This is a genomic window from Fredinandcohnia onubensis (genome assembly GCF_002734215.1).
GTDB lineage: Bacteria > Bacillota > Bacilli > Bacillales > Bacillaceae_L > Ferdinandcohnia > Ferdinandcohnia onubensis.
Genome location: NZ_NSEB01000007.1, coordinates 16,312 through 37,020 on the forward strand (window position 1 = coordinate 16,312; position 20,709 = coordinate 37,020).

Annotated in this window: 20 protein-coding genes; 3 read left to right on the plus strand and 17 right to left on the minus strand. The window is 37.2% G+C overall.

Annotated elements, in window-relative coordinates; genetic code table 11:
- Window positions 1-43: 43 nt before the first annotated feature.
- The 10 genes from opp4C (CKK03_RS09215) to CKK03_RS09260 all read right to left on the minus strand — a co-directional run bounded on the left by opp4C (CKK03_RS09215) (window position 44) and on the right by CKK03_RS09260 (window position 12,107).
- A complete protein-coding gene (opp4C, locus tag CKK03_RS09215; RefSeq protein ID WP_099362303.1) occupies window positions 44-952 on the minus strand; it encodes an oligopeptide ABC transporter permease in 909 nt (302 codons plus the stop codon).
- 15 nt (window positions 953-967) lie between these two features.
- A complete protein-coding gene (locus CKK03_RS09220) occupies window positions 968-1,918 on the minus strand; it encodes an ABC transporter permease (protein WP_099362304.1) in 951 nt (316 codons plus the stop codon).
- Window positions 1,919-2,056: 138 nt separating this feature from the next.
- Window positions 2,057-3,730 (minus strand): peptide-binding protein, encoded by a 1,674-nt coding sequence (locus CKK03_RS09225; RefSeq protein WP_099362305.1) that lies wholly within the window; start codon window positions 3,728-3,730, stop codon window positions 2,057-2,059.
- A 114-nt stretch (window positions 3,731-3,844) separates the two neighbouring features.
- Complete coding sequence (locus tag CKK03_RS09230) at window positions 3,845-4,867, minus strand: ABC transporter ATP-binding protein (RefSeq protein WP_099362306.1); 1,023 nt, start codon at window positions 4,865-4,867, stop codon at window positions 3,845-3,847.
- Window positions 4,864-5,847, minus strand: a complete 984-nt coding sequence (locus tag CKK03_RS09235; protein ID WP_099362307.1) for an ABC transporter ATP-binding protein — start codon at window positions 5,845-5,847, stop codon at window positions 4,864-4,866. Before CKK03_RS09235 ends, CKK03_RS09230 begins: the two co-directional genes overlap by 4 nt.
- Window positions 5,848-6,341: 494 nt before the next feature.
- Window positions 6,342-7,250 carry an oligopeptide ABC transporter permease gene (gene opp4C, locus CKK03_RS09240; RefSeq protein ID WP_099362308.1) on the minus strand — a complete coding sequence of 303 codons (909 nt, stop codon included), beginning with the start codon at window positions 7,248-7,250 and terminating at the stop codon, window positions 6,342-6,344.
- 13 nt (window positions 7,251-7,263) lie between these two features.
- Window positions 7,264-8,229 carry an oligopeptide ABC transporter permease gene (gene opp4B / locus CKK03_RS09245; protein WP_099362309.1) on the minus strand — a complete coding sequence of 322 codons (966 nt, stop codon included), beginning with the start codon at window positions 8,227-8,229 and terminating at the stop codon, window positions 7,264-7,266.
- Window positions 8,230-8,306: 77 nt separating this feature from the next.
- On the minus strand, window positions 8,307-10,028 hold the full coding sequence (opp4A, locus tag CKK03_RS09250) for an oligopeptide ABC transporter substrate-binding protein (protein WP_099362310.1): 1,722 nt from the start codon (window positions 10,026-10,028) through the stop codon (window positions 8,307-8,309).
- 66 nt (window positions 10,029-10,094) lie between these two features.
- Window positions 10,095-11,090: an ABC transporter ATP-binding protein gene (locus CKK03_RS09255; RefSeq protein WP_099362311.1), complete on the minus strand. Its 996-nt coding sequence runs from the start codon at window positions 11,088-11,090 to the stop codon at window positions 10,095-10,097.
- Between the two features lie 3 nt (window positions 11,091-11,093).
- Window positions 11,094-12,107, minus strand: coding sequence for an ABC transporter ATP-binding protein (locus CKK03_RS09260; protein ID WP_099362312.1), 1,014 nt, complete (start codon window positions 12,105-12,107; stop codon window positions 11,094-11,096).
- Between the two features lie 429 nt (window positions 12,108-12,536).
- Here CKK03_RS09260 and CKK03_RS09265 point away from each other — a divergent pair, with 429 nt between their 5' ends.
- Window positions 12,537-13,331 carry an NERD domain-containing protein gene (locus tag CKK03_RS09265; RefSeq protein WP_099362313.1) on the plus strand — a complete coding sequence of 265 codons (795 nt, stop codon included), beginning with the start codon at window positions 12,537-12,539 and terminating at the stop codon, window positions 13,329-13,331.
- 389 nt (window positions 13,332-13,720) lie between these two features.
- On the opposite strand, the gene CKK03_RS09270 is transcribed toward CKK03_RS09265, so the two are convergent.
- The 3 genes from CKK03_RS09270 to CKK03_RS09280 all read right to left on the minus strand — a co-directional run bounded on the left by CKK03_RS09270 (window position 13,721) and on the right by CKK03_RS09280 (window position 16,832).
- Window positions 13,721-14,485 (minus strand): DUF2268 domain-containing putative Zn-dependent protease, encoded by a 765-nt coding sequence (locus CKK03_RS09270; protein ID WP_180271227.1) that lies wholly within the window; start codon window positions 14,483-14,485, stop codon window positions 13,721-13,723.
- Between the two features lie 98 nt (window positions 14,486-14,583).
- Entirely contained in the window at window positions 14,584-15,822 is a 1,239-nt protein-coding gene (gene fabF / locus CKK03_RS09275; protein WP_099362315.1) for a beta-ketoacyl-ACP synthase II, read from the minus strand.
- A 77-nt stretch (window positions 15,823-15,899) separates the two neighbouring features.
- The gene (locus CKK03_RS09280; RefSeq protein WP_099362316.1) at window positions 15,900-16,832 is read right to left on the minus strand and encodes a beta-ketoacyl-ACP synthase III; all 933 of its coding nucleotides are present in this window, start codon (window positions 16,830-16,832) and stop codon (window positions 15,900-15,902) included.
- A 268-nt stretch (window positions 16,833-17,100) separates the two neighbouring features.
- On the opposite strand from CKK03_RS09280, the gene CKK03_RS09285 reads away from it, so the two are divergent.
- Window positions 17,101-17,373: a hypothetical protein gene (locus tag CKK03_RS09285; RefSeq protein WP_099362317.1), complete on the plus strand. Its 273-nt coding sequence runs from the start codon at window positions 17,101-17,103 to the stop codon at window positions 17,371-17,373.
- 29 nt (window positions 17,374-17,402) lie between these two features.
- Here the strand turns inward: CKK03_RS09285 and CKK03_RS09290 are convergent, their stop codons facing one another.
- The 3 genes from CKK03_RS09290 to CKK03_RS09300 form a co-directional block, all read right to left on the minus strand.
- Window positions 17,403-18,359 (minus strand): BMP family ABC transporter substrate-binding protein, encoded by a 957-nt coding sequence (locus CKK03_RS09290; RefSeq protein WP_099362318.1) that lies wholly within the window; start codon window positions 18,357-18,359, stop codon window positions 17,403-17,405.
- 89 nt (window positions 18,360-18,448) lie between these two features.
- Window positions 18,449-19,015 (minus strand): Rossmann-fold NAD(P)-binding domain-containing protein, encoded by a 567-nt coding sequence (locus tag CKK03_RS09295; protein WP_099362319.1) that lies wholly within the window; start codon window positions 19,013-19,015, stop codon window positions 18,449-18,451.
- 87 nt (window positions 19,016-19,102) lie between these two features.
- Window positions 19,103-19,834, minus strand: coding sequence for an alpha/beta hydrolase (locus tag CKK03_RS09300; protein WP_099362320.1), 732 nt, complete (start codon window positions 19,832-19,834; stop codon window positions 19,103-19,105).
- 337 nt (window positions 19,835-20,171) lie between these two features.
- Between CKK03_RS09300 and CKK03_RS09305 the strand changes: the two genes are divergently transcribed.
- Complete coding sequence (locus tag CKK03_RS09305) at window positions 20,172-20,360, plus strand: YjzD family protein (protein ID WP_099354226.1); 189 nt, start codon at window positions 20,172-20,174, stop codon at window positions 20,358-20,360.
- 161 nt (window positions 20,361-20,521) lie between these two features.
- On the opposite strand, the gene CKK03_RS09310 is transcribed toward CKK03_RS09305, so the two are convergent.
- The gene (locus tag CKK03_RS09310) at window positions 20,522-20,701 is read right to left on the minus strand and encodes a YjzC family protein (protein WP_077617287.1); all 180 of its coding nucleotides are present in this window, start codon (window positions 20,699-20,701) and stop codon (window positions 20,522-20,524) included.
- Between the last annotated feature and the right edge of the window lie 8 nt (window positions 20,702-20,709).

A 20,709-nucleotide genomic window follows, 5' to 3' on the forward strand; every position in this document is an offset into this window, starting at 1 on the left:
GTTTTAATTCAAAAAGAAAAAGCCAAGATGGCATCTTGGCTTTTTACTCATTAATTTTTGGATCAAGGGCATCACGTAAGCCGTCACCCACAAAGTTAAAACATAATACTGTAATTAAAATCATTAAGCCTGGAGCAGTTGGTACCCACCACTGATTAAGCATGATTGTAATACTTTGTGCACCTTGTAGCATATTCCCCCAACTTGGTGTTGGTGGCATAATACCTAATCCAAGGTAACTAAGTGCAGACTCAGCTAAAATAACTCCACCAACATTTAATGTTGCCGCAACAATGATTGGACCCATTGCGTTAGGTAGAATTTCCCTGAAGATAATCGTAAAGCTTCTAGTTCCAATTGTTTTCGATGCTAAAACAAATTCACGACCTCGTAATGATAAAAACTCACCTCGTACCAATCTGGCAGTGGTCGTCCACCCTGTAAGTGCAAAAATAAGAATTAACTTATCGACACCTGGGTTGAAAATTGTTACAAGTGTAATTAACAAGAAGATTTGTGGAATGGAGAGCATGATGTCTACAAATCTCATGATCATTGCATCCACAATACCACCAAAATATCCAGCAATTGCACCTAATGCTGTTCCAATCGTAATTGCCCCAGCAACTGAAGCAAAGCCAACTAGTAATGAGATTCTTCCACCATACAATAATCGAGTTAAGAGATCTCGTCCAAATGTATCTGTACCTAGTAGATGTTCCTTACTAGGGTTTACTAGTCTTTTTAACAAATCCTGTTTGTCTGGATCATGTGGCGTTAATAAAGGTGCAAATATTGCTGATAAGATAATAAGAATTAAAAGCACTGCACCTATAACTGCAAGTTTATTTTTAAAGAACTTACGAATCATTATTTTCGTTAAAGTGTCAGCCTTTGAATTTAAACCTTGGAGTTCTATTTCGTTTCCTGATGCTAAATTAGGTTGTGCCATCCTTCTTCCCCCCTTCTAGTATTCAATTCTCGGATCAAAGATAGCGTATAAGATATCGGCTATAAGATTTCCTACTACTACTAATACGGAGGAAATTACAGTTATTGCCATAACAATTGGATAGTCACGTTGGAAAGCTGAATCAACAAATAATTTACCAAGACCTGGCCAACCAAATACGGATTCAACAATAACGGAACCACCGATGAAACTTGGTATCATAATTCCAAAAATCGTTATTACCGGAATTAGACCATTTCGTAATCCATGTTTTGCAATAACTTTTCTTTCTTTAAAGCCTTTTGCTCTTGCAGTTCTCATATAGTCTTGGTTAACAACCTCAATCATACTTGAACGAGTATATCGAGTTAAACTCGCCATATCTGCAGTAGCTAAAACAAACGCTGGTAAGATCAAATGGTGAATACGATCCCAAATGCTAAACGGAGCATTTAGAGTTTGAGTACCAGAAGCAGGGAACCAGCCGAGATGAACAGAGAAAACCATAATTAAAATTAGTCCGAACCAGAAATTTGGTACAGCAAGTCCTAAAAATGAGGATACAGTAACCGTATAATCGATTTTAGAATATGGACGTACTGCAGAAATTACTCCAAATGGGACTGCAATAACAATTGCTAAAATCGTAGATACCCCCATCAACAAGAGGGTGTTCGGCAATCGATTCCAAATCAATTCGGAAACGTCTCTACCCTTATTAATAACAGAATCTCCAAAGTCGCCTTGAAGCATATTTCCTAACCACTTGAAATACTGTACATGGACCGGTTGATCAAATCCATATTTCTGCATAACTATTTCTCTATCTGCTTTACTAATATTAGGATCCATCAATAGTGCTGTTGGGTCACCAGGTGCCATATGCATAATTGCAAATGAAATGATGGTAATTCCTAATAATAGGGGAATAGCCATTAATGTTCGTCGGATGATATAAGATACCATAGCTATTTCTCCTTCATAATTTAATAAATTCGTCTATGTTTTTATCTAGATACGTATATCCAGGAGTTTTCGGTTTCAAAAGAAAGAAGGAAGGGAAACTACCCTTCCCTCTTCAACTATCAATTTAATTAACTCATATTAGTTTGAAGCTTGTAACCACCATTTATGAGCATTATAGAATGGGTTTCTTGAATGGAACTCATAACCTTGTAATTCTTCCGGCATAGCACGGAATTCTTCAGGGTAATACAAGAATGTGTAAGCTTGATCTTCTACAAGAATATTGTATAGATCTTTGTGAATCTCTTTGTATTTCTCAATGTCAGTAGTTTGTCTTGCTTCTTCCATTAACTTGTCTGCTTCTGGATTACTATACCATGTCATGTTTAAGCCTTCTGCAGCTTGTGAAGAGTGGAAGATATCATATTGGTCAGGGAATGTTGATAATGCCCAACCAAGAATCATAGCTTCGTACTCCCAGTTTGGAGCAGAGATTTGCTCGATGAATGCAGACCATTCAACGATTTCAGGTTTCGCTTCTACACCAATTTCTTTAAATTGTTGTTGTAATACTACAGCGATATCTTCACGGATTTTGTTACCTTGGTTCGTTTTGATAGAGAATGACATTTCTTTACCATCTTTATCTACGATACCGTTTCCGTTCGTATCTTCCCATCCAGCTTCTTTAAGTAATGCTTTTGCTTTTTCTAAATCATACTCAAATTGTGGTACATCGTCATTGTAAGTCCACATTAATGGGCTGTCAGGAGCAGTAGCTGGTTGACCAGCACCATTCATAATGCTTTCAACAATTGCTTCTTTATTTACAGCATGTGTAAATGCTTGACGAACTTTCTTATCTTTGAATCTTTCATCTTTTTGGTTGAAACCTAAGAATGTATAAGATAATGCTAAACCATTTTCAACTTTAGTACCTTCGATAGTTTTAACTGTGTCAACTTCAGTTCCAGGAACTGCGTTGTACATGTCGATTTCACCAGCTTGTAATGCAGCAACTAGTGCGTTAGCATCAGCCACATAACGTGTAGTGATTGAATCTAAGTGTGGACGACCATCGAAATAGTCATCAAATGCTTCAACTTTTACATACTCTCCATCTTTCCACTCAACAAATTTGAATGGACCAGTACCGATTGGGTTTTTAGTGTTGAACTCAGCTTCGTGTAATTCACCAGCTGGAATATCTTTTAAGATATGTTCAGGTAGTACAGAATAGCTCAAAGTTGTTGGGTAGAAAGTTACGTCTACTTTGTTTAAAGTAAATTTAACAGTGTAATCGTCGATTTTTTCTACTTTTTCCATGCTTTCAAAGTTTGATTTACGCTCAGAAACTACGTCTGGGTTTTTCATTAACATGTAAGAAAATACAACATCATCAGCTGTCATTTCTTCTCCATCATGGAATTTAACACCTTGTTTAAGTTTTACAGTGTACTCTAAACCATCTTCTGAAGGAGTGATTTCTTCAGCTAGGTCATTTGTTACTTCTAAATCTAAGTTAACTGTTACTAATCCATTGTAAATGAATCCTTCAATATCACTTGAAGCTGTATCAGTTGAGAAATATGGGTTGAATAATGTTGGGCTACCAGCAGATCCAACAACTAAATCTCCACCATCAACTGGCTCATTGCTTGGTTCTTCTTTTGCTGGTTCTTCTTTAGCTGGTTCTTCTTCTTTTGGCGTGTCAGTGCCAGCTTTTTCGCCGCCACCGCTACAAGCTGCCAAGAAAAGTGACATTACAAGTGTTAGGACTAAAAATAGCCATAAGCTTTTTCTTAACTTCACGTTTGTTTCCCCCTATCATTTTGTTAGAATTTTTAGTTTTTACTACTTAAATTGATCCCTTTAGGTGGCATCTCCTCCCTTCAAAGAATCTATATATATTCTGTGCCGTCACTTTTACTCGTAAAGGTGACATGCAACAAAATGCCCTTGTTTAACTTCTTTAAATTCTGGCACCAACTGGCGACAAATATCTGTTGCTGCTGGACACCTTGTGTGGAATACACAACCGCTTGGTGGATTTGAAGGGCTTGGAAGTTCCCCTTTTAATACAATACGTTCCCTTTTAATTGTTCCTGATTTTTTAGGAACAGGAACTGCAGATAATAATGCTTGTGTATATGGATGAAGTGGTTCAGCATATAAATCTTCTTTATTCGCTAATTCCATCATCTTACCAAGATACATAACTCCCACTCTATCACTTATATGTCTTACTACACTTAAATCATGCGAGATAAAGATATAAGTTAAACCAAATTCTTCTTGAAGGTCTTCCATTAAGTTAATTACTTGTGCTTGAATTGACACGTCAAGTGCTGATACAGGTTCATCTGCGATTATCAATTCAGGGTTCAAAGCGAGCGCTCTTGCAATCCCAATTCTTTGGCGTTGTCCTCCTGAGAACTCATGCGGATACCTGTTAATGAATGAAGAATTCAATCCAACAGTTTCCATTAATTCTTTTACTTTTTCTTCCCGCTCTTTTGCGGTATATAAATTATGAGTGATTAACGGTTCTTTGATAATAGAACGTAAAGTCTTTCTTGGATTAAGGGTAGCAAACGGATCTTGGAAAACCATTTGAATATCTCTTCGTACGGACTTTCTTAACTCACTTTCAGACATATGTGTAATGTCTTTCCCCTTAAAGATGATCTTCCCATCAGTTGGTTCATACAACCGGATAATTGTTCTACCAGTTGTCGATTTCCCACAACCTGACTCTCCAACTAGTCCAATTGTTTCACCTTTTTTAATCTGCAAGCTTATTCCATCGACCGCTTTGACATTTCCAACATTTCGTTGTAATAGTCCAGCTTTGATCGGAAAGTATTTTTTTACATCTTGAAGTTCAAGGATGATTTCACTATTTTCTTGTGAGGAATCAACCTTATTTTCTACGTTTGTTGAAATCATGCTTTGGCCCCCTCGTCGTCATATAAGAAACAGCGAACTGCTCGTTCTTTACCCATTTGTTTAAGCTGAGGCGCTTCGGCAAAACAGCGGTCAAATGCTTTAGAACAGCGTGGAGCAAATCTGCATCCTTTTGGCATATTTTCCGGTGACGGTACATTCCCTTCAATCGATTGAAGGCGTTCTATCTCCCCTTCGATAGCAGGAATAGAGTTCATAAGTCCAACAGTATAAGGGTGAAGCGGTTCATCAAACAGATCATCTACTGGTGATTGTTCAACAACTTGGCCCCCATACATAACAACGATCTTATCTGCTACTTCTGAGACAACACCCAAATCGTGAGTGATTAGTAGAATTGAAGTATCAAATTTGTGACTTAAGTCCTTCATTAAGTCAAGAATTTGCGCTTGTATTGTCACGTCAAGTGCTGTTGTAGGCTCATCCGCTATTAGAAGCTTCGGATTACAACTCATTGCAATCGCTATCATGACCCTTTGACGCATACCACCTGATAGGCGATGTGGATAATCATTTATTAATTCTGCTGCCCTTGAGAAACCAACTAATTCCAACATTTCAATTGCCTTTTTTGTACTTTCAGCTTTCGTCATTTTTTGGTGATACATTAGTACTTCTGTAATTTGTTCACCAACTGTTAGTACTGGGTTAAGAGATGTCATTGGTTCTTGGAATATCATTGAAATATCATTCCCACGAACCTTACACATTTCAGCTTCAGATAAATCAACCAGGTTCCTACCATCTAGAATGATTTCACCTTCGACAATTTTCCCAGCTGGGCTTGGAACTAACTTCATAATTGAAAGTGATGTAATACTTTTACCAGATCCAGATTCACCCACAATAGCTAGGGTTTCACCTTTATTTATTTTCAAATCAACGCCATCTACGGCAGGTATTACAGTTTTCTTTTTGTAGAAGTAGGTTTTTAGATTTTTCACTTCTAGTAACGTAGCCATAAAACAGTTCACCTTCCTTACCGGAACTAAAAAACAAGTTCACTCATTATTCAAAATATAATATCTTTAGTGAAATATCAACTAAAAAATTCTAGTAATCTCTTATTTTACCACACTAAAGCTTTGAAGTGTCAAATATATAAAAATTATCTGACAAAAGAATCAACTAAATTTTATTACAGAAAGATTACAAATACAAGTCAATTTTTAAAAATAAGTAAATATACATTTATAACTGAAAAGTGATTATTCTCTTAATCTACTTAAAATTCTATTAAAACTATGTCAAAATTGCAAGATAATTTTTATTATTTTTATTATTTTTTAGTGTAACTATTGATATTATTGGTTTTTTAAAAGTAATATCCAAAATACAGCTTTCAAGAAAATAGGAGATTTTGTTTTATTAATATAATTCTTTAGTGCTAAAAAGCGTTGCATTAGTGAAATATGAATATAAAAAAAAGATCCATCACATTTTGTGATAGATCTAGCTAACGATTTGATTTAGGATTTAACGCATCCTTCAAACCTTCACCTATAAAATTAATCGATAAAATTGTTAATGTTATTGCCAATGCAGGCGGAATCCATATCCATGTTTTATTTTGAAGTACATCTGGCTGGTTAGCTACTGAAAGCATATTCCCCCAACTCGGAACATCTTGCGGGATACCGAAACCTAAAAAGCTTAGTCCTGTTTCAGCAACAATCATACCAGCAAATAAAAGAGTTGCTTGAACAATAATAGTTGAAAAAACGTTCGGTAATAAATGCTTTACAATAATTTTCGCCGAAGAACAACCAATCGATTGCGCTGCTAAAATATATTCATTTTCTTTTTCAGCAAGAACCTTACTTCTAACGATACGAGCAACGCCACCCCAACTTAATAGACTAATTACACCAATAAGGACCCAAACCCCTGATACTTTTCCAATTAAAATGGTATTGATTACAATAACAAATACGATGAATGGGAAATTCAGAACAAAATCTGTAAAACGCATTAACATATTATCTATTTTCCCACCAAAATATCCTGCTACTGATCCAATAAATGTACCAAAGGAAACAATTAAAATCGTACAAGCAATCCCAACTGTTAAGGAAATTCGTCCACCGTATAAAAGACGTGTAAATACATCACGTCCTGCATTGTCCGTACCAAGCCAATGTTCGCTAGATGGAGATACGTTCATCTTTCCGATATCAACCTTTGTTACATCTGCCGTTGTTATATATGGAGCTAAAAAAGAAATAATTGCAACAAAGATTAAAAAGATTAAACTCACCATCGCAAGCTTGTTCTTTACAAATTTTTTCCGAGCAATGGCCCATGGAGATAGACTTTTACGAGGCTTTATGTTTGCTTGTAAGCTAGTATTTGTTGCTGTTTCCATAAAACCATTCCTCCTAATCTAAACGAATTCGCGGATCTACGATACCGTACAAGATATCTGCAATTAAATTCCCTACAAGTGTTAGAGTAGATAAAAGCATAGTTAAAGACATTAAAACTGTATAATCACGTTGACTTACAGAGTTTAAGAATAGACTTCCTATACCAGGATAGGTAAATATCGTTTCTGTAATAATCGCTCCACCAATTAACGCAGCTAAATCAAAGCCAAAAAAAGTTACAAGGGGAATGATTGAATTACGTAAAATGTGTTTGTTATAGATGGTAGATTCCTTTGTGCCTTTTGCACGTGCCGTTCTTACGAAGTCCTTACGGCTGTTTTCAATTACATCGTTCCGTAAAAATTGGGTGTAAGATGCTGTACTAAAAGCACCAAGCACAAGAGCAGGTAAAAGAACATGATGTAAACGACTCATATAAAATTCAAATGTTCCTTCCATTAATCCAACCTCTGAAGACCCACCTGATGGGAACCATCCCAATTGGAATGAGAATACATAGATTGCTACAATTGCCGCAACAAATGAAGGAATCGCTAATGCAAAATAATTCCCTCCGCTAATTACATGGTCACCTACCGTATATGGTTTTCTTCCGGAATACATACCCATGAAGAATGCTAAAATATACGTAATAATGAGTGCAGCCACACCTAAAAGAAGGGTATTTGGAAGACGTTCTGCAATTACGTCGATAACGGGCATTTTATAGCGTGAAGATGTACCAAATTCTCCTTGTACGAAATCTGATATCCAACGAAAATACTGAATATGAATAGGGTCGTTATAGCCAAGTTTTTCCCTCATTTCCTCAATATATTGAGGATCCGTGTTTGTTGGATCAATTTCTCCGCTTAGTGAGTCCCCTGGCATTAGTTTCGCCAAAGTAAACACAACGATGGAGATAAGGAGCAAAACTGGAATCATACCGAGTATTCTTCGAAGAGCAAACTTTAACATGGCCGATTCTCCTTATCTAGTATTACTTAAAAGATAGTATCAGTGGGCGAATCGCCCACTGATAGAATTATCACATATTATTTTCCGTCAGTTACATACCACTTATGGAAATCACTTAATCCAGCTGCAGAAACGTTAACACCTTGAACACGTTTGTTCATGCCCCATAGGTCATAGTATTCTACGATTGGAATAATAGGTAATTGTTCGTTCCATAATTGTTGCCATTCAACATAAAGCTCTTTGCGTTTTTCTTGATCAGAACCAACGATTGAAACATCAAGTGCATCTTCTAGCAATTGGTCGTTCTTATCATCTGTCCAACGAGTGAAGTTCCAAATTGCATCTCTTCCCCATAATCCAGATGGATCTGGGTCCGTACCAGTTCCCCAAGTACCGAAGTGAACTTCCATATCTTTATCGTCTTTTTCTAACATATCATAATAAAGAGTTCCATCGATTAAAGCACCTTTTGCAAATTCTGTTTTAATTCCAACTTCATTCCATGCTTGAACAATATACTTCGCACGTGGTTCAAATGTTGGATTGCTTCCTGCATAGTGAGCAAATTGAATAGAGAATTGTTCTCCATTAGGATCTTCTCTAAAGCCGTCACCGTCAACATCTTTGTAACCAGCTTCATCTAATAATGTTTTTGCTTTTTCTGGATCATACTCATAGTGAGTTAACTCTTCTTTGTCAGCTGCAATCCAGTGCGCACTTGGTACTGGAGTGTCCACTACTTCACCTAGGCCATTAAAGAACCCTTTAATCCATTCTTCACGGTTAAGTGCATGTACTAATGCTTGACGTAATTGTAAGTTTTGGAATTTTTCATTATCCATAACGTTTTCTTCTTTTTCTGCATCCCAGTGACCGAATTTAAATCCGATGTAAGAATAAGACAGTCCTAATACTTTTTCTAGATTAACATTGTCTAATGCCGCAACTTGCTCGTAGTTTGAAGCGTGAACTGACATTACATCTACTTCACCAGATTGCATTACACCTGAAGTTAATGCTGCGTCAATTACTTTTACAACTACAGTGTCAAGGTTTGGTTTGCCTTGGTAATAATCATCAAAGCGTTCCATTTCCACAGATTCACCTTGAACAATGTTCTTCACTTTGAAAGGTCCAAGTCCTACTGGATTTTGACGCACTTGTGGTGAAGACGCCATGTCTTTAACTGCTACACCTTCAAAATGCTTTTCAGGCATTGCATAAGTCCATAGATTTTCTAAGTTGTTAACACGTGCTTTGTCAAAAGTGATCTCAATATTGTAATCATCAATTACTTTAATACCAGAAATACTCTCTGCTTTTCCATCGTGGAATTCAGGAGCACCAACAATGTCCTTTACGTTTACATAACGAGGACCTGTATATTCAGGGTGTGCAATTGTTTCTAATGCAAATACCCAGTCATTAACAGTAAGTTCTTCACCGTTATGCCATTTTACACCTTCTTTGAAAGTGAAAGTATAGTGTTGGTTGTCTTCTGTTACCCAGCTTGCAATTCCTGGGATGTAGTTTAAGTTGTCGTCAGTTTGAATTAATGATTCATTGAAGAATTGAAGAATTTCTGAATCAGTTGCTTCTTCATAAAATGCCCATTCTAATAAACCTTGGAATTCTGAACCTAACGCATATGTTACTTTACCACCTTGTTGTGGTTCAGTTGTCTTTTCTGCAGATTCTTTTTCCTCACCGGATTTAGAATCATTACCTCCACATGCTGCTAAAAATAATGTCATTACTAGCAACAGGGAAATCACAGACAATAGTGATTTTTTCATTTTTGTTACCCCCGTTTTGTGTTTGTTTTTCATGTAAGTATGAACTAGAATTTTTCATTTATCACCCTACTCGTTGTATAGGTGACACGCTACTCTATGTCCTGGTTTCACCTCCTTTAAAGCTGGTTTTACTGCCCGACATTCATCCGTCGCAAAAGCACAACGCGGATGGAACGGACAACCAGTTGGAGGATTTGCTGGGCTCGGTACATCACCTTCTAAGATGATGCGCTCTTTCTTTCTTCTTGGGTCTGGATATGGAATCGCTGAAATAAGAGCTTTTGTATACGGATGCAAAGGTTCTGCATATAATCCATTTTTATCTGCAATTTCCACGATTCCGCCTAAGTACATAACTCCGATTCGATCACTCATATGTTTTACAACACTTAAATCATGTGCGATAAATAAGAATGTTAAATCAAATTCTTCTTGTAGTTCCTTCAACAAGTTTAGTACTTGTGATTGAACAGAAACGTCTAATGCTGACACTGGCTCATCCGCAATAATTAATTTTGGTCGTAAAGCTAGTGCTCGAGCAATTCCGATACGTTGTCTTTGGCCACCCGAGAACTCATGCGGATATTTATAATACGCATCTTCCGGAAGACCAACCTTTTTTAATAGTTCGATAATTTCCGGTTTTAATTCCTTAGAAGATTTCTTGTAATAGTTCTTTATTGGTTCTGCTACAACATCCCCTACCATTTGCTTTGGATTTAAAGAAGCATATGGATCTTGGAACACCATCTGAAAATCTTGGCGCATCTTTCTTAATGTTGTTCCAGATAGATTCGTTATATCTTTACCATCAAAAATGATTTTTCCATCTGTTGGTTTGGTTAAACGCAATATTGTACGACCTGTTGTCGATTTTCCACAACCTGATTCACCAACAAGCCCTAATGTTTCACCCTTAAGTATCTCAAAGGAAACGTCATCCACTGCTTTTACATTTCCAACAGTTCTCTTAAAAAAGCCACCTTTAATAGGGTAGTAGGTTTTGAGATTTTGAACCTCGAGTAAAACATCATCTTTTCTTTCTTTCGTTGCCTGGCTCATTTATTATTTCACCTCTTCAAGTGGATAACTTGTTTTGTAAAGAAGACAAGATACCTCATGGCCGCTCTCTACTTCTGCCAACTCAGGTGTAATTCGTTTGCATTCGTCTGTTGCCACCGGACAGCGTTCGGCAAAACGACAACCAACCTTTGGCATGTTCTTCAGTGAAGGAACGATTCCTTCAATTGATCCTAATGTTTCTTCCTCTTCTTCCATTTTAGGAATGGAATCTAATAGCATTTTTGTATACGGATGCTTCGGATTATAGAACAGCGTGTCGACATCCGTTCTTTCCACAATCTTCCCAGCGTACATTACGATTACCTCATCACACATTTCCGCAACAACACCTAAGTCATGTGTAATTAAAATAACGGACATATCATTTTTCTCTTGAATCGCTTTTAATAGATCCAGGATTTGTGCTTGGACCGTAACATCCAATGCTGTTGTCGGCTCATCCGCAATCAATAATTTGGGTTGACATGCAATCGCCATGGCAATCATAACCCGTTGACGCATTCCACCCGATAACTGGTGTGGGTACTCGTCCACAATTTTATCCGGCCTTGATATTCCGACACTTTGTAATAGACTGATGCATCTTTCACGTGCATCCTGCTTTGAAATATCAAAATGATTGAGCAAAACTTCTGATAATTGAAAGCCGATTGTAAAAACAGGATTTAACGCTGTCATTGGTTCCTGGAAAATCATCGAAACATCTTTCCCACGAATTTTATTCATTTCAGATTCTGATAGATTCTCAATATTATTTCCTTGGAAAACAACTTCTCCGTCTGTAATTTCTCCGACCCCTACAGGTAATAGTTTCATAACAGACATTGACATAACGCTTTTACCGCAGCCTGATTCTCCAACAATTCCGACAATTTGGCGCGATTTAACACTAAAAGAAACACCATCGACAGCATGATAGATTTCTCCATCTATGTTAAAGCCTGTTTTTAATCCCTTTACTTCTAGCAAAGGTGCTTCCGTTTTTGTCTGTTGCATAAAAACACCCCAGATTCTTCATGATTAGTCAAAATTATTATGTAAATAGAATTTTATTACTATAATATTATAATTGCAAGACAATTTTTTAAACTTAGAGTCAAAATCGTTTAAAATGTTGCAAAATAAGGTTTTATAATAAATATTCTATTAACTCAAATTATTTTAATATATTATAAAAATATATTATATTAGAATTTTCTAATTACATGTATATACAACTCGAGTAGAATTAGCAATTGAAACCATAGAAAATAAGATTTAAAATTAATTCGAATCTCATATTAAGGAAGTGTTGCTTTTGATTATTAAAAAACGATCTATTCCACCTGAGTTGCTGCTCCTAAAATCGATCCGAGCTCGAATGAATGTTTTCGAAAAAACCGAGAATCAATCATATCGCTCGAAAAAGGATATAATGGAGAAAAAATGTTTGACCAGAGACTAGAAAAACTCTCCCTAGATTGCCTCATCATCAATGACCTCCTACTTGAAACCGCCAATACCCATTACCAAATCGATTCATTCCTTATAACGCAACCTAAAATTCACATTTTTGAAGTTAAAAATTTTGAAGGAGATTACCTGATCGAAGGCAACCGCATGCGTCTAATCTCTGGTAAGGAGATAAAAAATCCCCTCATTCAACTATCTCGAAGTGAATCTCTCTTTCGGCAATTACTCCAACAACATGGCTTTAACCTTAAAGTAGAACCTCACCTCGTTTTTATAAACCCGGAATTTTACCTCTACGGAGCTTCTCCCGACCTACCGATTATTTTCCCGTCACAACTTGAACGGTTTATGAACCAATTAAATTCACAGTCTTCAAAATTAGGAGGGAAACATCATTCGCTTGCGAAAAAACTAATGGGCTTACATGTAAAAGATTCCCCATTTACACTGCTGCCAGAGTATAGTTTTGATGGTTTGGCGAAGGGGATATTGTGTGTGGGGTGTGGTGAATTGGAGATGTTTGATTCAGGTCAAACTACAACAATAACATGTAAAAAATGTGGTTTTGTAGAAGATAAAGAAAGTGCTATCTTGCGAAGTATAGAGGAGTTCAGTTTACTTTTTCCAGAAATGAAGATTACTTCGGGGATTATTTTCGAATGGTGTAAGATTATAAGATCGAAGGCTGTCATTCAAAGAGCACTAGCAAAATTCTATCAATCTTGTTCATCTAAAAAAGGGACATATTATATTAAAAAAGATGAATAGTGCAATATAAGAAAATAAAGATAAGAGCTTTCCCTGTTTTATTCAAAAAGGGGACTCTTATCTTTTTTATTTGGTGGGGATTATTATTTGTATGGTACGATTCCAGTTTAAATCAAGGGTATGCGTTGACTTTTTCCTGTATTATCCAAAAGAGCTGTCTTATACACTACTTATGCGTTGACCTTTTCCTGTTTTATCCAGAAGTCATGTCTTATACACTACTTATGCTATGACTTTTGCCTTTTTTATCCAAAAGTCATGTCTTATACAATACTTATGCTTTGACCTTTTCCTGTTTTATCCAAAAGTGAGACCATATCCACTACTTCCGCCAAGACTTTTTCCCTTTTTAAATATATGGAGAAACCCCAAGCCCCCCAACCCCACCATCAAAGATACTCCTTCACAAACTCCATCGAGTCCACACCCAAGATTGCGTTCGTTTGTAGTTTCCTATCTTCCAAATATTGCTTAACTACGTAATAGCCTGCACAATAGCCCGCCATCTTTGGGCTGAATCCTTTTCCGTATAAGAGATCGTTGTGTTTTCGTTCGTTTTTTTTAACAGATTGGTTCGGAATTATTAGTTGTTTCACTAGTTGTTCAAGCCGTTCATTGGAGTAGTATTTCGTCCATCCCGCTACATTCTCTGCCCCACAATGCTCCCGAACTGCATTTTCTGCAATTCCCTCTAAGATCACCGTATCCAAAAAAGTTAAGTCGGCTTCATTCTTTTTAAATTTTTTCAGACGACAAACATGATTGTATTCATGTGTGAGGACTGCCTTGATTTCGTCATGTGAATTATGAGGAGAGAAAAATAGAAATAATTTGTCCTTAAAGGCAAGCCCTGATTTCCCATTATAATCTCTTTTGATTCTGGAGTTTGTTTCGTCTGCCGGAAAAATGAAAATTGGAACCTGCGGACCGTTCCATTTTTTTTGCAAGACACTATATTCTTTTTCTACTTTTCCCCATACGTTTTTAGGAAGGCTATCAAGTATGTTTTCAGAAACTGATCTGTACATTCCGTGCATTTTTAAATACTGATAAATCTCACGTTCAGATGCCTTATTTGAAAAATACCTTGTTAGTTTTTTACATAGCTTAACTGGATTTTCATGTGAATCTTTCAGCCATTGGTCTGTGCGTATTACCCCACGTCACCACTTCCTTTCTTCACCTCTTTATCGTATTCGTTTTTCATAAAAAAAGAGCCAGACCATTTGGCCTGACTCCTTGGATTTACATGTTATTGATATTTCTTAAATAGAATGGTTGCGTTGTGTCCACCGAAACCAAGTGAGTTACTTAATGCAACATTTACTTCTTGTTGTCTTGCTTTGTTTGGTACATAGTCTAAGTCACAATCTGGGTCTGGTGTTTCATAGTTAATTGTTGGTGGAATGATTCCTTCTTTAATTGCAAGTACTGAGAAGATTGCTTCCACACCACCAGCTGCACCAAGCAAGTGACCTGTCATCGATTTTGTAGAGCTGATCGCAACTTTATAAGCATGTTCACCGAGTACTTCTTTAATTGCGGCAGTTTCAAACTTATCATTATAATCTGTGCTCGTTCCATGAGCGTTGATATAATCAACATCACTTGGATTTAGTCCTGCATCTGCAATGGCTTGACGCATTGCGCGAGCTCCACCTTCACCGCCTGGTGCTGGAGCTGTAATATGATATGCATCTCCTGTTGCACCGTAGCCAACAATTTCTGCATAAATATTGGCTCCGCGTGCTAATGCATGTTCAAGTTCTTCAAGGACTAGAACTCCAGCCCCCTCACCCATTACAAATCCGTCGCGGTTTTTATCAAATGGACGACTTGCTGTTTTTGGATCTGGGTTTAATGATACGGCTCTTGCTGAGACGAAACCGGCAAATGACATATTTGTTAGTGGTGCTTCTGTTCCACCAGTAACCATAACGTCGGCATCTCCACGTTGGATTACCTTAAACGCATCACCGATTGAGTTCGTACCAGTCGCACATGCCGTAACTGTACATGTGTTAATTCCTTTTGCTCCAATTGCGATGGAAACTTGGCCAGCCGCCATGTCCGGAATCATCATTGGTACATAGAATGGACTTACACGACGATAGCCTTTTTCTAAGAAAATTTTATGCTGTTCCTCATGAGTCTCCATTCCGCCAATACCTGAACCAAGCCATACCCCAACGCGCTCTGCATTATCTTCATTGATAGTTAAATTTGCATCTTTAACTGCCATGAATGAAGCAGCTATTGCATATTGTGTGAAGCGGTCCATACGACGTGCTTCTTTTTTATCCATATAATTTTCTGGATTAAAATCCTTTAATTCCGCTGCTACCTTTGCAGGTAAGCCTTCAATTTGAACTCTTGTTAATGGACCGATACCTGAGACACCGTTTTTCGCGTTTTCCCACGTCGTTTTCACATCGTTACCTAACGGCGAAACCGTGCCCAATCCTGTTACTACTACACGCTTCTTTTCCATAATCTTTCTCCTTCCAGCCTATTTAACATTTCTATCAATAATTACGACAAATGATGTTCTTTTATGTTAGTTCTTCTTTAGCGACCCCATCTTATACAGATGGCACCCCAAGTTAGTCCTCCACCAAATCCTACCATAACAATTACGTCATCATCCTTAATTTTTCCTGCTTCAATATCTTCAACAATTGAAATTGGTATGGATGCTGCTGATGTATTTCCGTATTTATTCACGGTTTTAGACATTTTTTCAACTGGTAGTTCAAGTCTTTCTCTTGAAGCTTCCATGATTCGAATGTTTGCTTGGTGTGGGATTAAATAATCAACATCTTCACGTGTTAATCCTGCTTTTTCTATTACATTTACACTAGATTCTCCCATTTGTCTTACTGCAAATTTGAAGACTTCGCGCCCATTCATAATGATGTGTTCATCCTGGTAAAGATGTTTTGCACCAGTTCCATCTGCTCCTAATTCGAAAGAGAGAATTCCTCTTCCTTCAGAAACTTCACCAAGAACAACTGAACCTGCTCCATCTCCAAATAGTACAGCTGTATTTCTGTCGCTCCAGTCCACGATTTTAGAAAGTTTTTCAACACCTACTACTAATACGTGCTTATAATCGCCATTTTCAATAAACTGTTTACCAGTAATGATACCGTACATAAATCCAGCGCAGGCTGCACTAATATCCATTGCCGCTGCATTTTTTGCACCAAGACGTTCTTGGATCATACATGCAACAGATGGAAACGGATTGTCAGGCGTTACTGTAGCTACAATAATTAGGTCTAAATCTTCTGCGCCAATACCTGAATCTTCTAGAGCTTTACGAGCAGCTTCATATGCCATATCAGAAGTATTTGTATCATCATCGGCAATTCTACGTTCTTCTATTCCTGTTCTTGTACGTATCCATTCATCTGATGTATCTAAGATTTTTTCGAGATCTTTGTTTGTTACCACCCTATCTGGTACAAATCGATTGATTCCAATTATTCCTACACCCATACAAACATCTCCCTTTTTATGAGAAAAACAAAATTTTATCAAAAAAGCTTTTTTTATTTCGCGCTTTTCTTATTATCAATTATTATGACTTGGTACTAATTTTAATCCATTTTTTAAATGTTATCAACTCTTTGGGTTTATTTTTTTGAAAGATTCCATGTTAGCCTAGGGTTTTGAGTGATACTAACCCATCTCATTTTTCGCGTTCTATCATATGAATATAATAAAAATGTTGTGAAGTAACTTCTAATGTGAGTTGGTGATAAAAATGAGTAATGAGAATGAAGATTTTGATTTAAATGAAAAGAGTGAGAGTGAGGATTCTCCAATGGATCCGTTTGATCGCCTTATGTTTGGTGCTCGTCCTGCTAAGAGAAATGAAAATAAAGAATCCGCCGAAAAGTCCAATCAAAACCACGCTGATGGAGTAGATATCAACCAACTAATGGGACAAATTAGTGATATTATGACCTCAATTGACAAAATCAAACCAGCTTTAAAAGATCTTTCGCCACTCCTTGATTATTTTCGAAAAAAATAAGAAGCTATCACCTGATGTGATAGCTTCTTCTATTTTGATGGAAGATCTCCCGTTTCTTTATATTGTTTAATATAATCTTTTAGTTCCGCGATAAAATTTTCCCCAACCTTCGGGCTAAAAATCCCCATTGAAATGACTTCATCCTGAAAGTCAAACGACAGGTTTCCTGAAGCCAGTTCACCTTTATTGAACTTTTCGGCAACTAATAAATAGAGTTGATCCACATGCTGAACCGTACTTGTATAGACGGTTTCTTTGCCCAGGTCTGATTGGTCTGAAACGTAACCTATCGCATAAAGGCCCTCTTCCTTAAGCCTTTCTATGACTGGTACATTGTAGCCATCTCCAGCAGGATAGATAATATCGACACCGTCTAAAATCATTTTCTCAGCTATCGAAATTGCCTTTTCGTCATCATCCCAGTTTTGAACATATCCAATATCTACGTCGACTTCATCATTTTGAAATAAAACACCTTCATAAAACCCATTGATTTCAGGTTGCCATTCAAAAGCAGCAATAATTCCTACTTTGTTAGTTTCCGTCATTTCACCCGCAACCATGCCACCGAAAAATCCCATTGCATGCCCTTCAAAGTTTAGGCTCGTCACATTCTCTTTTCTTGTATTCCCATTGAAAAAAACAAAATGCACATCAGGGTATTCATCCGCAATATCATTAAAAATTGTAGCATATTCACTACCATGACCAAATATTAAGTTGACACCTTTATCGACATATTCATCCACAGCAGATCTAGTTGCAGCTTCTGTCGTAATTCCTTCTTTGTAAAAGACATCAACCTCAAATTGAGATTTTATCTGTAATAAACCCTTATACCCCTTCGTTCCCCAAACTTGGTCATCGATTGTATCTGGTACAAGTAAACCCACTTTTTTGACCCCAGTATCTGCATCTGTTTGTCCACAGGATACAAGAAAACTTAATAGGAATAAGAGTGTCACCCACCTAAACAACTTTTGCATTACTACAACTCCTTCAAAAACAAAAACCAAATTCGTCCTCTATACATTATTTTATTGTACTTTGTGCTACTTGGAAAGCAAAAGAAGTGCTAGCTGTCTATGTTTTGGTGGATATATTCCTTATGGACACTCTTTATTTGAATACATTCAGCTAAACCTTTATTCGAAAAGTCGATAAACGTGAACAAAAACTCTATATTCTTCGTTCGTATCTTCCGATGTTCCCACAGACTATTTTCTAACTTAATTTTGGAATACCAACTTTCATCCAATTCATCCTCTAAAGAGTCCTTTGCAACTCTGTTTATATCATGTACCGATACGAGAATAAGTTTGGTTTTTGAATCATTGCAATAGTCGAATACGGATTGTAGTCTTTCCTCTTTTTCCTCATTTCGACTTGGTTGGGTAGAGCTAAACCATGGATATATGACTGCATCTGTTTTTTCGAACAAACTCTGGTTCAATAATGCCTTCGAATTCTCGATAAAATGAAAATAGGCATTACGCCCAACATAGAGCATTTTATTTTCTTCCAGACTATTTTCCATTGGTTCGGCATCTACTCCAATGACATTGATTTCCTCGTCCAGCATCCTGCTACAGAGCCCATATCCTACAAACGAGAAAGCATCGAATAGTATGACCTTCTTCACTTGTAACATCCCCCATATAATTTATTACAGTATCGTATGCGGGTCGGTAAATAAAAAGTCCCTATTCTTTCAAGAAACTGGGACTTTTTATAATTCCTTTTCATTTTCTTTATAGAAGCTACCAATCGAGCGACTGAAGGCATACGTATTTTCACTGATATGATAACTTAACCTGACCATCTCGTTTCCGCTTTGATATTTCTTACTGTGTATTTCAGGAGTGTATGTTCTTTCATTTGTGTTATGCCAAATTTTAATTGGGATACCTGGGATTACAAGATTATCTTTTGGTGCTAAATCTTTAATTTTGAATTCAACATCTCGTTCCTCAAGGTGATAAGCCTTTGCAACTTCTTTTAACAATTTTTTATAAAAAAATTTATTTTTTCTTTCATTCTCAATATGGGCGACTAAATCAATGCATGGATTTAGGAAGGCCATGGATCGTATTTCTCCCTGCATCCTTTTACTTAACTGCATGGCAGTCAGTGCTCCCATCCCTTCTGCAAGAATATGGATGCGTGTGTTTAGAATTTCACGTTTCATCACGATGTGATACAACTGTTTTGCCAATTTCACAGAGGCCGGATTTCCCCAGTTTGCACCGTAAAGGTTTGAATAGAATACGGTATATCCCTCATCCTTAAGGTATTCGAGAATTTGGGACCTTGCGTAATTTTGGATCCAAAAGCTAGAGCTTTCTTCTACAAAATTCGTTTTATCCCCAATGATTAAAACAGCAAAGCCATTTGGACGTTTTGGCAAATGAAGAGCAGACCACTCCGTATCGAGCTTAAAGAATTGTTTATTTTGTACCATTGCTCTCTTCTCCTACTCCTGATTTTCGTCCTTCATTATTAGTGTATGTTGTGGAATAAAAGATGAAAGGGGGAAATGCCTATAAATAGCTTTTCTTAAAGATGACAAATGTGGTAAACTATTTAAAGATATCGTTTAACTTTATTCAGCAGAAATACTGAATAAAGTTAAAGCCTCTGGCAGATGCCACGATTTTTCAGAGGTGGTTTTCGAGCAGTAAGACCAAAGACTAAGGACGCCACTTCCTGTGGCAACGTCTTTATGACCCACTTCCTGCGGGCCTAAAAATCGGCCGCAAATACGCCAGGGCGCATTTGATTTTAATGAGGTGAAAACATTGCGTTATTTTTGGACTTTCTTTTGGACATTCCTCTTAATCCAAATGGCTTCATATGTTATTGGATCAATGCAGGCAGCTACATATTCATTTCAAACAGCTTCAGTCGTTGCGGTAATTGTGACAGCCCTAATCATTATTTTAGGTTCTGTTATTCCGAACGAGCCTGTAGAGGAACCTCATCATTAATTAAGAAAAGTGTAAGGCGCTCAGCTTTAGGCGACAAGCATAAGACAAGCGCTGACAGAAGGTGCCTTTTACCTTCCGAAGCGATTGGCTTAGACCAGAGAGCCGATGGCGCCTGAACTAGACAATGCAAAAAAAGACCCGTTCGGGTCTTTTTTTGTTGTTTACGGCTTTCTTTTATATGACCATTTGCGGTTGTGGTTTGAGTTTTCCGGGAACGGGTCACCGGCACTTAATTTTACACTTTTAGGGTTCTTAACCATATCTCCTTGCTCGCCGATTTCTACATAAATCCCATTATTCGGTGCTTTTTGCCCTGCACGAAATTCATGACTTTGCCCCATCATAATCC